Genomic DNA, 15,306 nt, shown 5'->3' on the forward strand with positions numbered 1-15,306 from the left:
GACCCCTCACCTAAGCGAGTTTGTGTCCACCTGCGGTGATGCCCTCTCCCGCAAGGGGAGAGGGCGCGGTCATGCGCGTCGCGCTCGCTGCCTTCGGGCGACGTGGTCTTTATCAAGAACCGGTTCCGCTCATCTCGGCTTTGCGGCGGCCTAGCGCTCGGTCCTCATTCGGCGTAGGCCTGCCGCAAGCAGCTATTCTGGAGTGAGACCCCATGAAACTATCCGACAAGGTCGCCGCCATCACCGGCGCGGCGCGCGGCATCGGCAAGGCCTGCGCAAAGCGATTTCTCGACGACGGCGTCAAGGTGGTCATCTCGGATGTCGATGCCGACGGTCTGACTGCCGCGGCCGCCGAACTCGGGCGGCCTGAGGCCTTGCGCACCGTGGTAGGAAACGTCGCTAAGCGGGTTGATGTGGATCAGCTGGTCGCGACCGCGGTGAAGGAGTTCGGCCGGCTCGACATCATGGTCAACAACGCCGGCGTCGCGCGCAACCGCGACATCCTGGAAATCACCGAAGAGGAATTCGACGAAATCATCGGCATCAATCTGAAGGGTGCTTTCTTCGGCGTGCAGGCCGCGGCCAAGCAGATGATCGCGCAGGGCGGCGGCGGCGTCATCGTCAACATGTCCTCGGTGAACGCGCTGCTGGCGATCCCGGCGCTTGCAACCTACGCCATGTCCAAGGGCGGCATGAAGCAGCTGACCTCGGTGGCCGCCGTCGCGCTCGCCCCGCACAACATCCGCGTCGTCGCAGTCGGGCCCGGCACGATCCTCACCGACATGGTGGCGTCATCGATCTACACCTCGGAGGAGGCCCGCAAGACCGTGATGTCGCGTACGCCCGCCGGCCGTGGCGGTGAGCCGAGCGAGGTCGCATCCGTCGTCGCGTTCCTCGCGAGCGACGATGCGTCGTACATCACCGGGCAGACGATCTATCCAGATGGCGGCCGGTTGATCCTGAACTACACGGTGCCGGTGAAGGACAAATAAGGCCGGATTACTCCGCCGCGATCGTCATGCCGTAGCCGAGCCGCTTCGAGATTCCGCCGGCACAATCCCGCAGTGCATGCGCGATGGGGCTGTCCCAGCGCGCATCGAACGTGCCTTCCGGCCCCATCGCGGTGATGACCAGCGCGACATGGCCTGAATGGTCGAACACCGGCGCGGAGAATGCATTGACGCCGGGCAGGGGATCGCCGAGAGCGCGGGCGAGGCCGTGCTTGCGGACTTCAGCCAGCATCTCGGCAACCTTGGCGCCTTTCATCGGCCGCTTCGGATTGTAGCCGACGCCCTGGCGATCGAGCCCGCTTTCGAGCGCGGCATTGATGGTCTTCTCCGGCAGGAACGCCGCGAAGGCACGGCCCGTTGCGGTCTCCAGCAAGGCCATCACAGATCCCGCGCGCATCACGATGTGCACCGGCTGGCCGGGCTCTTCGAGTTGCACCACGGTTGGGCCATGTGTGCCCCAGACCGCGAGCGAGACGGCGTGGCCGATCTGGCTTGCGAGCGCTGCGATCTTCGGCTGCGCAATGCGGACGCCGGAGAGGCGGCGCAGGCTGATCAGGCCGAGCTCCAGCGCCAGCGCGCCGATCTCGTAGCGGCCGGTGGTCTCGTCCTGCTCGATCAGGCCGATGCGGGAGAAACTGGCCAAATAGGGATGCGCCTTGGCCGGTGTCATGCCGGCCTCGCGCGCGAGATCGCGCAGCATCATCGGCTCGCCGCATCTGGCGAGCGCGCGGAGCAATTCTCCGCCGACCTCGATCGACTGGATGCCGCGGCTTTCTCTCTTCATGCGCCTCCGATGCGCTTGAGTTGTTGTTTGAGCATGATCTCTTCGGAAAACCGCTGCACACTTTTCCGGATCATGCTCTACGCCGCGTCGCGCCTGGCGGCGCTGTCGGCAAGATGACGCCCGGCAATGTAGCCGAAGGTCAGCGCCGGCCCAAGCGTGATGCCGGCGCCGGGATAATTGCCGCCCATGATGCTCGCCATGTCGTTGCCGGCGGCGTAGAGCCCGGGAATCACCCGCCCTTCGGCGTCCAGCGCCCGCGCGTTCTCGTCGGTGACGATGCCGGCATAGGTGCCGAGATCGCCGATCACCATCTTGATGGCATAGAACGGACCGTTGCCGATCGGCGCGATGCAGGGGTTGGGGCCATGCATGGCGTCGCCCTGGTAGCGGTTATAGGCTCTTGAGCCTTTCCCGAACGCTGCGTCCTGGCCTTGCGGCGCGGTCGCGTTGAACTGCTTGACGGTATCCGTGAACGCCTTCGCGTCGATGCCGGCTTTCGCCGCCAGCGCTTCCAGCGTGTCACCGCGCATGAGATAGCCGGTCGCGAGGTGATGACCCAGCGGCATCGGGAACGGCGGCACGCAGCCGAGGCCGTATTTGCGCAGCGTTGCGTGGTCGCAGACCAGATAGGCCGCGATCTCCTCGCCGGGCTTTGCGGCCTTGATCATGGCCTGGACGAAATCGTGATAGGAATTGCCCTCATTGGCAAAGCGCTTGCCGTCGCGCATCACCGCGATCACGCCGGGCTTGGCGCGGTCGATGAAATGCGGCATCACGCCTGTCGAGCCGTCCTTGCGCGTCGTCAGCGACACCGGCACCCAGGCGGCCGCATTCGGCAGGCGATCCTCGACATGTCCGCCGGCGCTCTCCGCAAGACGGAGGCCATCGCCGGTGTTGCCGGTTGGGCCCGGCGAAAAATGCTCATGGCCGGTCGGCGCATGCGGAAACATCTTCTTGCGCCGTTCGATATCATGCGGGAAGCCGCCGCAGGCGAGCACGACGCCCCGTTTTGCGCGAACGCGCACATCGCGGCCTTCGCGCGATACGATCGCGCCGGTGACCGTGCCGTTCTCGACCGTCAGCTCGCGCACCGGCGCGGACAGCCACATCGGAATTTTCAAGTCCTGCGCGGATTTCGCCAGCCGTCCCGCCAGCGCATTGCCGTTTGTGAGCGTCATGCCGCGACCATAGCGCAGCACGTCCATGAGATGCCGCGACAGCCGCTTGGCGACGTAGACCGCCGAGGTCAGCGACTTCGTCACCCGCATGAAATGGATGATCTCCTTGCCTGATCCCAGCATCATGCCGAACACGGTGAGTTCGGGCAGCGGCATGCCGAGCGTCTTGATCTGGTCGCCGAGCTCGCGGCCGTCGAACGGGCGCGTCACCATGGAGCGGCCGCCCTGCGCGCCACCGGGCGCTTCGGCGTGATAATCCGGGAACACCAGCGGCATGTCGAAACGGAGCGCCGTCTTGGTGGTGAAGAAATCGACGGCTTCAGGGCCTGCGCTGAGGAATGCATCGACACGGGCGGCATCGAAATTGTTGCCGGCCTCGTGACGCAGATAGGTGCGCGCCTGCTCCGGCGTCTCCGCGATGCCGTAGGCCTTCGCCAGCGACGTGCCGGGGATCCAGAGCCAGCCGCCGGAACGGGCGGTGGTGCCGCCGAAGCGCGGCTCCTTCTCGACGATCAGCACGTCGAGGCCGCGATATCTGGCGGTGATCGCGGCCGACATGCCGGAGCAGCCCGATCCGGCCACGAGCACATCGCACTCGTACGTCTCAATTGCGCCATGCTCGTCACCGGTCATCAGGGCCTCACTTTTTCAGCAGCGGACATTTGGATTCGGAGACCGGACGATAAGCGTCCTCGCCCTTCACGGTCTTGATGATCTCAAGATAATCCCAGGGCTCCTTCGACTGCTCGGGGGTCTTCACCTTGGCGAGATACATGTCGCGGATGACGCGGCCGTCCTCGCGCAACTTGCCGCCATGGACGAAGATATCCTCGATCGGCAGCTCGCGCATCTTGGCCATCACCTTGGCCGGATCGTCGGTGCCGGCCGCCTTGATCGCCTTGAGATAATGCAGCACCGCGCCATATACGCCGGTCTGGATCATGGTCGGCATCACGTTGGTGCGCGCGAAGAATTTTTTGGACCAGGCGCGGGTCTGCTCGTCCATGTTCCAGTAGGACGCCGTGGTCATGTAGGTGCCCTGTGCGGACTTGAGCCCGATTGCGTGCACGTCGGTGTCGAACATCAACAGGCCGACGAGCTTCTGGCCACCCTGCACGAGACCGAATTCGCCTGACTGCTTGATGGCGTTGTCGGTGTCCTGGCCGGCATTGGCAAAGGCGACGACGTCGGCTTTCGAGCTCTGCGCCTGCAGCGCGAACGAAGAAAAATCAGCCGTGTTGGTCGGATGCTTGACGCCGCCGAGCACCTTGCCGCCCATCTCGTTGATGAAGCGTGTCGCGTCCTTCTCCAACTGCTGGCCGAAGGCGTAGTCGGCCGTGATGAAGTACCAGGACTTGCCGCCCTCCTTGATCACGGCGGAGGCCGTCACCTTGGACAGCGCATAGGTGTCGTAGGTGAAGTGCACGGTGTTCGGGCTGCACAGCTCGTCGGTCAGCGAGCTGGCGCCGGGGCCGGAGAGCAGAGCGATCTTGTTGCGCTCGCGCACCATGTTGTGCACGGCGATCGCGATGCCGGAATTGGGAATGTCGACCACCGCATCGACCTTGCCGTTGTCGAACCAGCCGCGCACGATGTTGACGCCGACGTCGGTCTTCATCTGGTGGTCGGCGCTGATGATCTCGATCGGCTTGCCGAGCACCGTCGGCCCGAACTCCTCCACCGCCATCTTGGCCGCCTCGACCGAGCCCGGCCCGGAATTATCGCGGCCCCAGCTCGACAGATCCGTCAGCACACCAATCCGCACCACATCGTCGGAGACTTGCGCGTGCGCAACGTTGGTCATGGCAGCCGAAGTCATGGCCGCGAGCATGGCGCAGGCCAAAAGCCCTCTCATCGTCGTTCCCTCTCTTTTTGGGCCGCTTTGGTGCGGCCGGCTGTTCTGATGGTAAATTAGATATTGACGAATAAGTTTGTCAATAGCGAATAATAGCTCGGGGCACTCCAGTGTGAACACCGCCGCAGGTTGCAGCGATCACCCCGATTGGCCATGATGCCCACCGGAATCGTGGGGCTGAAGGCAATGACGGTAGCAACGGGGGTCTCCGGCGAGACGGAGCGATCGACGACGGCGCATGTGGTGTGGGCGAGTGCGCTCGGCACGGCCATCGAGTGGTACGACTTCCTGATCTACGGCACGGCTGCCGCGCTGGTGCTGAACAAGCTGTTTTTCCCGAGTTTCGACCCGTTCGTCGGCACGCTTGCGGCCTTCTCGACCTATGCGGTCGGCTTCGTCGCGCGGCCGATCGGCGGCGCCATCATCGGGCATTACGGCGACCGGCTCGGCCGCAAGAGGATGCTGGTCGCGACCATGATCGCGATGGGGCTCGGCACGTTCCTGATCGGCTGCCTGCCGACCTACAGCCAGATCGGTGTCTGGGCTCCGATCTTCCTCGTCATCCTCCGTTTCATCCAGGGCATTGGCCTTGGCGGCGAATGGAGCGGCGCGGTCGTCATGGTCGTCGAGCATGCCGGCGCCAGGCGCGGCTTCTATGGCAGCCTGGTGCAGATCGGCTTTCCCGTGGGCGTCGCCGCATCGACCGGCATCTTCGGCCTGATGACGCAATTGCCGGAGGCGGACTTCCTCAGCTGGGGCTGGCGCGTGCCGTTCCTGATCAGCATTTTGCTTGTTGGCATCGGCTTCATCGTGCGGCTCAAGCTTGCGGAGACGCCGCACTTCAAGGAAGTCGTCGAGCGCAAAGAAGTGCTGGCGCAGCCGGTGTGGGAAGTGCTGCGTCGCGACTGGCGCAGCTTCCTGCTCGCCATCGGCATCACGGTGTCGGAGGTCGGGCTCGCTTATCTCCTCACCGTCTTCGTCGTGGTCTATGCCACGGCAAAGCTCGGCATCCCGCGCCAGGTGATCCTCAATGCGGTGGTCTATGCCGCGCTCGTCGAGTTCGCGACGCTGCCGCTCGCCGGCTGGCTCTCGGATATCTTCGGCCGCAAGGCGCTGTACCTGGCCGGCGCCGTGTTCACGGTGGCACTGGCGTTTCCGCTGTTCTGGTTCCTCGACACCAGGGAGCCGATGCTGATCACGCTGGCACTCGTCGTCACGATGACGCTGACGCATGCGCTGCTGTTCGGACCCAAGGCTGCGTTCATGCCCGAGCTGTTCCGCACCCAGGTGCGCTACAGCGGCGCCTCGCTCGGCGCCAATGTCGCAGCCGCCTTGAGCGGCGGCTTCTCGCCGCTGATCGCGACGGCGCTGCTCGCCTGGGCCGGCTCCTACTGGCCGGTGTCGCTCTACATCATCGGCCTCTCGATCATCACCATCATCGCGACGCTGATGACGCCGGAGACGGCGCGCGACACGCTGAGATCGTGAGAGCAGTCACCGGCAGGCAGGATTTGCGGCGTCCGGAAACATCAGGAAGGTGATGGTCGCGGGCGCAAGCCGGATCGCTCCCCCGGGAGCTGTGCGCGGCGCAAGTCGGGGCAACTCGTCGTCGATCCTCAGTGCGAGCGCCTTGCCGTTCAACTGCACGGTCGCGCTCTCCAGCCGCGCCGCGTGCAGCGTGTACCGCTCTGCGGGACCTGATAAATTCAGCACGCGTGACAGGCGCCGCGACGCGTTGATCGCGAGCACGGACACCGCGCCTCGCACGGCCGGATGGCAATGCGCGTAGAGATGGAGATCGGGTGCGGCGACCGCGTTCGCGTCGAGCACGATCGTTCCCATCAGCCGATGCCAGAGCAGTGCACCCCAGTAGTTCGGCCGTGGGCGGAACGTCCCCTCGTCGAGCAGGCCGTAGTCGCTGGCGGCGAGCGTGTTGTGCATCACGACCTGGACGCCGGCTCTCGCCAAGCCTCCGAGCTGATCGAGATATCGGAACGTGTCGAGAAACGTCGCGTCCCATCGGTTGCCGCCGCAGGCGGCGTCCGCCGTCTCCGTCAGCCAGATCGGCTTGCCCGGCTCGAATGCATCGCGCAGGGCCCGGTAGGTCGCGAGTGTCGCGTCTGCGCGCACCAGCCATTCCGTGGTGAGCGCCTGCGCCGGATCGTTGCGGCCGCCACAGCGTGGCGAGAGCGCGTTGTAATGATGATAGGAGAATCGATCGACGCCGGGGCCGGATGCAGCGAGCAGATCGCGCGTGGTGATCTCCGACCCGGATGGCGATGGCGCATCGCCGATTGAGCCTGGGCCGACGATCAGCGTTTCCGGCGCGGCGTGCCGTATCCATTCGCGAAATATCCTGAAGTCGCGCCCATAGGCTTTCGCATCATATCCCGGCGGTGCACCGTTGGTCGCGGCGAGTGTCGGCTCGTTCATGAATTCAACCGCCGCGATGCGGCCGCCCAGCGAACGCGTGGCATCGATCATGCGCTGCGCCTGATCCGGCGTCCACAGGCCATCCGCTTCGCGGCTGCCGCGACTGATCGCGAAAGAGGTGACGATTTCCGCATTGACCGCGCGCGCAAAATCGATGACGCCGCGCCATTGGTCGCGGCTGAGCACGGAGTCGAATCCCGGCGGCGGCTTTCCCCGCGTGCCGTCGGTGTCTGCGAAGGACGTCGCATTGGCCCAGGTGCCGCTCACGCGCACATAAGCCGGCGACAAGGCGGCGGCGAGCTTGCGCAGCCGGGCATTGGCAAGATCGATCGGCGATCTCGCGCCGTAACGATCCCGCTCATCGAGCGCGCGCATCGTTCGCGGATAAGGCTTCCAGAACCGTCCGCCGGTCACCTCCACCATCTCGATGTTGTAGGATTGAAAGCGCGTGTCGACCGTGCCGATCGCCTTCAGTTCCGCAGGCGCTGCGGATACGTCGCTTGCGTGCGCTGCGCCCAACGTTGCGGCAATCAGCAGCGCAATCGTTATAACAACCGCGGCGCGAACGCGTTCGCGCGATCCGGCACCTTGCCTTGTATGCACGCCCTGATGCCTTCTTATGCGCGCTGCCAAAAGCAAATGCAGCAGCCCGATCCATTAGCCGCGTTTATACGCCGAATTTTTACTTCCAATTTTACTTCGCAAACTCCCGCCCATAGCCTCGCGGGCAATTGATCACATCGCAGCCGGTCAATGGCGATCGGTGCGGGCGTTTATCGTAACCAACGAGGGTTGCTATGGTTGACAGGGATAAGCGGACATCCACTTCCGATCTGGCGGGAACGGAAGCAAAAGCGGACGTCAAGTCGACGAAAAAACTGAGCCGGCGCACGCTGTTAAAGGGAGCGGCCGCAGTTGCGGGCGCGGCCGCAGGCTCGGATGCGATCCGCGGATTCCCGACCATCTGGGCGCAGGAGATCAAGGACATCGAGCTGCGCCATGTCGGCGTCTCCTACTCGGTGGTGAAGGCGATCGGCGACCAGGCGGCCAAGGACCTCGGCTTCAAGGTGACGATGCAGAACCTCGACACCTCTGCCGCCATCAACCGCTTCATAAGCCAGCCTAATACGGTCGATATCGCCGATCTCGAGGGCTGGCAGGCCAAGCTCGCCGCCAAGCGCTCGGTGATCCAGGGCATCGAGGTCAAGAAGATCAAGGAGTTCGACAACATCCTGCCGATCTTCACCAAGGGCGAGATCGACGGCCACAAGATCCCGCGCCAGGGCATCTCGCCCTATGAAGCCATGTACATCGCCAAGCCCGATTCCACCGATCTGAACGACGGCGTCACCGAATGGGCGACCTTCCTGCCGCAGGTCTACAACGCGGACTCCATCGGCTATCGCCCCGACCTCGTCGGCCATGAAGTGACCGAGTGGAAGGACCTGATCGACCCCAAGTTCAAGGGCAAGGCCGCGATCCTCGACGTGCCTGCGATCGGCATCATGGATGCCGCGCTCTGCTTCGAAAGTGCCGGGCTGATCAAGTACGGCAACAAGGGCAACATGACCAAGGAGGAGATCGACTTTACCTGCAACAAGCTGATCGAGCTGAAGAAGCAGGGCCAGTTCCGCGCCACCTGGACCACTTTCGACCAGTCGGTGCAGTTGATGGCTGCAGGCGAGGTGGTGATCCAGTCGATGTGGTCGCCGGCGGTAGCCGCGGTGCGCGTGAAGGAAATCCCCTGCGTCTACGCGCCTGTGAACGTCAAGAACGGCAAGGAGGGCTATCGCGGCTGGTGCAACGGCATGGGCCTGATGAAGCATCTCTCCGGCAAGAAGCTCGATGCCGCCTACGAATATCTCAACTGGTACCTCTCGGGCTGGCAGGGCGGCTTCGTCGCGCGCTACGGCTATTACAGCCCGGTGCCCTCGACCGCGAAGAAATTCCTGACGCCGGCCGAATGGGCGTTCTGGTACGAAGGCCAGGCCGCACCGGAAGTGGTGAACGATCCCTACGGCGTGCCGATGGAGAAGGCCGGCACCAAGCGCGACGGCGGCTCGTTCCTCGACCGCGTCAAGAACATCTCGTGCTGGAACACGCTGATGGACGAGGCTGCCTACATGAACAAGCGCTGGAACGACTTCAAGGTGGCCTGAAACCTGCTTTCCCTGACTGACATGAAGCACCGGCGCCATCACGCGCCGGTGCTGATAAGACCGACTTCGAGGCCTTTGCTGATATGCAGCCAAGTTCGAGTTCAACTCAATCTCCGCCACGCGCAAATCTCGCCGGCTGGCTCTATGTGTCGCCGCTGGTCCTGGTGCTCGTGCCGTTCTTCGTCGCGCCGATCCTGGTCGTGCTGGCCGCGAGCTTCTTTGCCACCGACGGCTTTGGCGGACTGACGCCGGGCTTCACGCTCGCGAGCTATGTCGAGGTGCTGCACTCGGCGCTGACGCTGAAATTGTATCTGGCGACCATCAAGTTCACCGTATTGACGTGGATATTCACGCTGATCATCGGTTTCTTCGTTGCCTATTTCCTCGTCTTCCACGTCCGCAACCAGTTGCTGGCGATCGGCCTGTTCCTGCTCTGCACCGTGCCGTTCTGGACCTCGAACATCATCCGGATGATTTCTTGGATTCCTCTGCTCGGGAAAGAAGGCTTGATCAATCAGGCGCTGCTTGCCACCGGCATCATCCATCAGCCGCTGGAAGTGCTGCTGTTCTCCGACCTCGCGGTGGTCATCGCCTATGTCCACCAGCTCACGATCTTCATGATCGTGCCGATCTTCAATTCCATGGCCCGGATCGACAAGAAGCTGATCGAGGCTGCGATCGACGCCGGCGCCAGCCGTTTCGACATCATGCGCCTGATCGTGGTGCCGATGTCCAAGAGCGGCATCGCGCTCGGCACCATCTTCGTGGTCTCGATCGTGATGGGCGACTTCTTCGTGGTGAAGGTGATGTCCGGCGGCGGCTCGGCCTCCGTAGTCAGCGCCTTCTACGAGGATGTCGGCGTGCTGCAATATCCGACCGCGGCCGCGAGCGCCGTGCTGCTGACACTGGTCCTGGTCGCAATCGTCTCGCTGATCCTGCGCACCGTCGACATCAGGCAGGAGATCACGCGATGAGCGCGGTTCTCGCCGACATGCCCAAAACCGATACGTCCAAGAGCGTCGCGCCCGCGACGACCAAGGCCATCGCGCCGAGCAGGGGCGGCCGTCCCTGGACGTTCTACGTGTTGGCGACGCTGTTCGCCGCTTACGTGATCGCGCTCTATGGCCCGATGTTCTGCATCTACGTCCTGTCGTTCCAGGATATCCGCGGCGGCCTCGTCTTCCCGATGAAGGGCCATTCGCTGCATTGGTTCGTGGATCTCTTCACGCAGGTACGCACCGGCGATGTCAAGGGCTCGTTCGACCGCTCGATCAAGCTCGCGGTTATCGTCACCGTGATCACCGTGGTGGTCTCGTTCCTTGCCGGCCTCGGCTTCCGCAAACGCTTTCGCGGCGACACCGTCGTTTTCTACATGATGATCGGCAGCCTGGTGGCGCCGGGCCTCGTGCTCGGCCTTGGCACCGGTCTGTTGTTCCAGGCGCTCGGACTGAACGCGAGCTGGTACACGTCCGCGCTCGGCGCGCAGCTGTCGTGGACGCTGCCGTTCGGCGTGCTCGTGATGTTCGCGGTGATGTCGCGCTTCAACCATGTCTGGGAGGAGGCGGCCTATGACCTCGGCGCCAGCCGCTGGCAGTCGATCTGGCTGGTGATGATCCCGGTGCTCGCGCCCGGCCTCGTCGCCGTCGCGCTGTTCGGCTTCACGCTGTCCTACGACGAATTCGCGCGCAGCCTCCAGACCGCGGGTTCGCTCAACACGCTGCCGCTCGAAATCTGGAGCATGACGCTGAACGTCACCTCGCCCTCGCTCTACGCGCTGGGCACGGTGACCACCGTGGTCTCCTTCATCGTCATCGGCGCAAGCCTCGGCACCATCGTGCTGATCCAGAAGAAGCGCGGCAGCCGGGTAAAGGGTTAGGAATGAAGAACGATCGCGGCGATATCGAACTGGCGGGTGTCTGCAAGAGCTTTGACGGCGTGACCAACGTGGTCGACGGCGTCAATCTCAAAATCGCGGACGGCGCCTATTGCTGCTTCATCGGTCCCTCCGGCTGCGGCAAGACCACGATCCTGCGCATGATCGCGGGCCACGAGGATCCAACCGCGGGCGAGATCGTGATCGGCGGCCAGAACGTCGTCGGCCTTGCGCCGGTGCAGCGCCGCACCGCGATGATGTTCCAGTCCTACGCGCTGTTTCCGCATCTGACCGTCCGCGAGAACATCGCTTTTGCGCTGCGCGTGCGCGGCATGTCCAAGACCGATCGCCTGCGTGCGGCCGACGCCATGATCGAAAAGGTGCGCCTGACGCAATTCGCCGATCGTCTGCCGGCGCAGCTCTCCGGCGGCCAGCAGCAACGCGTCGCACTGGCGCGCGCCGCGATCACCGAGCCGCGCGTGCTGCTGCTCGACGAGCCGCTCTCCGCGCTCGATGAGCAGCTTCGCGTCCAGATGCGCCAGGAGCTCCGGCGGATGCAGCAGGAGCTCGGCATCACCTTCATCCACGTCACCCACACGCAGCTCGAGGCGATCGCGCTCGCGGATCTCGTGGTGGTGATGGAGCAAGGCAAGATCAAGCAGGCAGGCGCGGCGCGCGACGTTTACGCCCATCCGCACGACCGCTACGTCGCCGAGTTCATGGGTGGCCAGAACGTGCTGTCCGGCCGCGTCGAGAAGGTCAACGGCGCGAGCTTCACGCTCGCACAAGCGGCTCCGTCAGGCATCGAGGTGCCGCTCCAGGCGCGACCCACGGTCAGTGTCGGCGACAGGGTCGATATCGCGGTCCGCCGCGATGACGTTGCGCTCGTCAGGCCGGGCAGGGACTTGCCATCAGGCCATACCACCTCGCTTCCAAGCCGCGTGCTCGCGATCGAGTATCAGGGCTATTTCGTCAAGGTCATGCTCGACACCGTGCCCGACGACGAGTTCGTCGCCTACGTGCCGGAAAAGACCTTCTTCGCAGATCCCTTCACCGTCGGCGATGTCGTCATGGCCACATGGGCCACCGGCAGCGCGTTGCCTCTCGCCTAAAGCCCCGTCGCGCAGGAGTATGACCTTGCAGATATCCTTCACACTCAACGACCGGCCCACCACCGTGGACGTCGAACCGGCAACACTGGTCGCCGAGCTGCTGCGCGAACAGCTTCACCTCACCGGCACCCACATTGGCTGCGACACCAGCCAGTGTGGTGCGTGCGTTGTGCATCTCAATGGCCTGCCGGTGAAGAGCTGCACACTGCTGGCGCCGGCGCTCGACGGCGCGACGCTGCTGACCATTGAAGGTCTGCAGGGTGCGCCGGGCTCCAACCAGATGCATCCGATGCAGGAAGCTTTTCGCGAGCATCACGGGCTGCAATGCGGGTTCTGCACGCCCGGCATGCTGATGACTGCGATCGCGCTCGCCACCGAGAAGCCTGATTTGACCGAGGCCGACGTCCGTCACGGTCTCGAAGGCAACATCTGCCGCTGCACCGGCTACCAGAACATCGTGGTTTCCGTGATGGCCGGCGCTGCCGCCATGAACGCCGCCAAGGGAGAGTGACCATGGGCAATGTGATCGGCATCGGCGCTGCACCGAAGCGGAAAGAAGACCAGCGCTTCCTCACCGGCCGCGGCAATTACGTCTCCGACATCAAGCGTCCCGGCATGAGCGCAGGCGTGTTCGTACGCTCGCCGCATGGCCACGCGGTGCTGCGTGGCATCGACAAGAGCGCGGCGCTAGCCTCGCCCGGTGTCATCGCGGTCTTGACCGGTGACGACGTCAAGGCCGACGGCCTTGGCGGGTTGCCCTGCGGCTGGGGCATCTCGGATGCCAAGGGCGTGCCGATGAAGGAGCCACCGTTTCCGATGCTGGCGCAGGGCAAGGTGCGCTTTGTCGGCGACATGGTGGCCTTCATCATCGCCGAGACGCCGGAGCAGGCGAATGCCGCAGCCGAACTCTTGAACGTCGATTATGAAGTGCTGCCTTCCGTAGTCGGCGTGCTCGAGGCCGTCAGGCCCGGTGCGCCGCAATTGTTCGACGACGTGCCGAACAACATCTGCTGCGATTGGGAGCTCGGTGACAAGGCCGCCGTGGAATCCGCGTTCCGCAAGGCGGCGCATGTCGCAAAGCTCAGCCTCGTCAACAACCGCCTGATCGGCAATCCCATGGAGCCGCGCGCGGCGATCGCGGAATACGAGCCGGGCACCGACCGCTTCACGCTGTGGACCACCAGCCAGTTCCCGCACGTGGTGCGGTTCCTGATGGGCGCGCTGGTGCTGAATATCCCGCAGCACAAGCTGCGCGTGGTCGCGCCCGACGTCGGCGGCGGCTTCGGCGTCAAGCAATTCCACTACGGCGAGGAAGCCGTAATCACCTGGGCCGCCAAGCGGGTGAAGCGGCCGATCAAGTGGGTCGCGAGCCGTTCGGAAGGCTACGTCTCCGATCGCCACGGTCGCGATCACGTCACCGAGGCCGAGTTGGCGTTGGACGAAAACGGAAAGTTTCTCGCCTTCCGCGTCAACACGCTCGCCAATATGGGCGGCTATCTCTCGACCTTCGGGCCGAACATTCCGACCAATCTCTATGGCCCGCTGCTTGGCGGCGTCTACACCACGCCGGCGATCTACTGCAACGTGAAGGTGGTTTTCACCAACACTGTGCCTGTTGACGCCTATCGCGGCGCCGGCCGTCCCGAGGCGACGTTCGTGCTGGAGCGCATCGTCGATGTCGCAGCCAGCGAAATGGGCATCGATCGCGTCGAGATCCGCCGCCGCAACATGATCCCGAAAGAGGCGTATCCCTATCAGACGCCGGTGCTGGTCCAGTATGATTCCGGCGATCCCATGGGCTGCCTCGATGGCGCGCTGGTCGCCGCCGACGTCAAGAATTTCGGCGTACGAAAAGCGGCCTCGGCCAGCAAGGGCAAGTTCCGCGGGCTCGGCTATTCCACCTATGTCGAGGCTTGCGGCCTTGCGCCGTCGCGCTTCGCTGGGCGCCTCGGGGCGCGCGGCGGTCTCTATGAAAGCGCCACCGTGCGTGTGCATCCGACCGGCCAGGTGACGGTCATGATCGGCACCCACAATCACGGCCAGGGACACGAGACGACCTTCGCGCAGATCGTTTCGGACAAGCTCGGGGTCGCCTTCGACAATGTCGACATCGTGTTCGGCGACACCGACCGCGTTCAGTTCGGCATGGGCACCTATGGCTCCCGCTCGCTGGTGGTCGGCGGCGCCGCGCTGTCCAAGGCGACCGACAAGGTGATCGCCAAGGGCAAGAAGATCGCGTCGCATCTGCTCGAAGCGGCCGAAGTCGATATCCAGTTCGAGAGCGGCAAATTCTCGGTCGCCGGCACGGACCGCATGAAGACTTTCGAGGAGATCGCGGGCGCCGCTTACGTCCCGCACAATTATCCGCTCGAGGTGCTCGAGCCGGGCCTGGAAGAGCAGGCCTATTATGATCCGGTCAATTTCACCTATCCCGGCGGCTGCCACATCGCCGAGGTCGAGGTTGATCCGGAGACAGGCACCGTGACACTGGTCAACTACACCGCGGTCGACGACGTCGGCACAGTCATCAATCCGATGATCGTCGAGGGGCAGCTGCATGGCGGCATCGTGCAAGGCGTCGGCCAGGCGCTGTTCGAGAATGCCGTCTACGATGAGGGCTCCGGTCAGCTGCTGTCGGGCTCGCTGATGGATTATTGCATGCCGCGCGCCGACCATCTGCCGATGATGAAGGTCGCGACCCACTCCACGCTCTGCACGCACACTCCGATGGGTGTGAAGGGGTGCGGCGAGGTCGGCACCATCGGCTCGCCGGCCGCCGTCATCAACGCCGTGGTGGATGCGCTTGCGCATCTCGGCGTCACCCATGTCGACATGCCGGCAACGCCGAACCGGATCTGGCGCCTTCTGCAGAACGCGTCGCTGCCGGTCGCCGCGGAATAGG

General features: G+C 64.2%; 12 protein-coding genes. 8 read left to right on the forward strand and 4 right to left on the reverse strand.

From position 1 onward, the window contains the following. Window positions 1-212 precede the first annotated feature (212 nt). Window positions 213-992, forward strand: coding sequence for an SDR family oxidoreductase (locus M2427_RS02430; RefSeq protein ID WP_280704505.1), 780 nt, complete (start codon window positions 213-215; stop codon window positions 990-992). A gap of 7 nt (window positions 993-999) precedes the next feature. Here the strand turns inward: M2427_RS02430 and M2427_RS02435 are convergent, their stop codons facing one another. The 3 genes from M2427_RS02435 to M2427_RS02445 all read right to left on the reverse strand — a co-directional run bounded on the left by M2427_RS02435 (window position 1,000) and on the right by M2427_RS02445 (window position 4,827). Next, the gene (locus M2427_RS02435; RefSeq protein ID WP_280704506.1) at window positions 1,000-1,794 is read right to left on the reverse strand and encodes an IclR family transcriptional regulator; all 795 of its coding nucleotides are present in this window, start codon (window positions 1,792-1,794) and stop codon (window positions 1,000-1,002) included. A 77-nt stretch (window positions 1,795-1,871) separates the two neighbouring features. Further along, a complete protein-coding gene (locus M2427_RS02440) occupies window positions 1,872-3,605 on the reverse strand; it encodes an FAD-dependent oxidoreductase (RefSeq protein ID WP_280704507.1) in 1,734 nt (577 codons plus the stop codon). Window positions 3,606-3,612: 7 nt separating this feature from the next. After that, entirely contained in the window at window positions 3,613-4,827 is a 1,215-nt protein-coding gene (locus M2427_RS02445; RefSeq protein WP_280704508.1) for an ABC transporter substrate-binding protein, read from the reverse strand. Between the two features lie 186 nt (window positions 4,828-5,013). Between M2427_RS02445 and M2427_RS02450 the strand changes: the two genes are divergently transcribed. Beyond that, window positions 5,014-6,315, forward strand: coding sequence for an MFS transporter (locus M2427_RS02450; protein WP_280704510.1), 1,302 nt, complete (start codon window positions 5,014-5,016; stop codon window positions 6,313-6,315). A 6-nt stretch (window positions 6,316-6,321) separates the two neighbouring features. Here M2427_RS02450 and M2427_RS02455 read toward each other — a convergent pair whose 3' ends face one another. Beyond that, window positions 6,322-7,863: a hypothetical protein gene (locus M2427_RS02455; RefSeq protein ID WP_280704511.1), complete on the reverse strand. Its 1,542-nt coding sequence runs from the start codon at window positions 7,861-7,863 to the stop codon at window positions 6,322-6,324. Window positions 7,864-8,057: 194 nt separating this feature from the next. Between M2427_RS02455 and M2427_RS02460 the strand changes: the two genes are divergently transcribed. The 6 genes from M2427_RS02460 to M2427_RS02485 all read left to right on the forward strand — a co-directional run bounded on the left by M2427_RS02460 (window position 8,058) and on the right by M2427_RS02485 (window position 15,305). Then, window positions 8,058-9,419, forward strand: coding sequence for an extracellular solute-binding protein (locus M2427_RS02460; RefSeq protein ID WP_280704513.1), 1,362 nt, complete (start codon window positions 8,058-8,060; stop codon window positions 9,417-9,419). Window positions 9,420-9,502: 83 nt separating this feature from the next. Continuing rightward, window positions 9,503-10,393, forward strand: coding sequence for an ABC transporter permease (locus M2427_RS02465; RefSeq protein ID WP_280704514.1), 891 nt, complete (start codon window positions 9,503-9,505; stop codon window positions 10,391-10,393). Beyond that, a complete protein-coding gene (locus tag M2427_RS02470) occupies window positions 10,390-11,295 on the forward strand; it encodes an ABC transporter permease (protein ID WP_280704515.1) in 906 nt (301 codons plus the stop codon). The genes M2427_RS02465 and M2427_RS02470 overlap by 4 nt, the downstream gene beginning before the upstream one ends. A gap of 2 nt (window positions 11,296-11,297) precedes the next feature. Continuing rightward, on the forward strand, window positions 11,298-12,404 hold the full coding sequence (locus tag M2427_RS02475; protein ID WP_280704516.1) for an ABC transporter ATP-binding protein: 1,107 nt from the start codon (window positions 11,298-11,300) through the stop codon (window positions 12,402-12,404). Between the two features lie 19 nt (window positions 12,405-12,423). After that, on the forward strand, window positions 12,424-12,915 hold the full coding sequence (locus M2427_RS02480; RefSeq protein WP_280704518.1) for a 2Fe-2S iron-sulfur cluster-binding protein: 492 nt from the start codon (window positions 12,424-12,426) through the stop codon (window positions 12,913-12,915). 2 nt (window positions 12,916-12,917) lie between these two features. Beyond that, window positions 12,918-15,305 carry a xanthine dehydrogenase family protein molybdopterin-binding subunit gene (locus M2427_RS02485; protein WP_280704519.1) on the forward strand — a complete coding sequence of 796 codons (2,388 nt, stop codon included), beginning with the start codon at window positions 12,918-12,920 and terminating at the stop codon, window positions 15,303-15,305. Window position 15,306 lies beyond the last annotated feature (1 nt).

Origin of the sequence: Bradyrhizobium sp. BR13661 (genome assembly GCF_029892425.1) — a bacterium.
Lineage (GTDB): Bacteria > Pseudomonadota > Alphaproteobacteria > Rhizobiales > Xanthobacteraceae > Bradyrhizobium.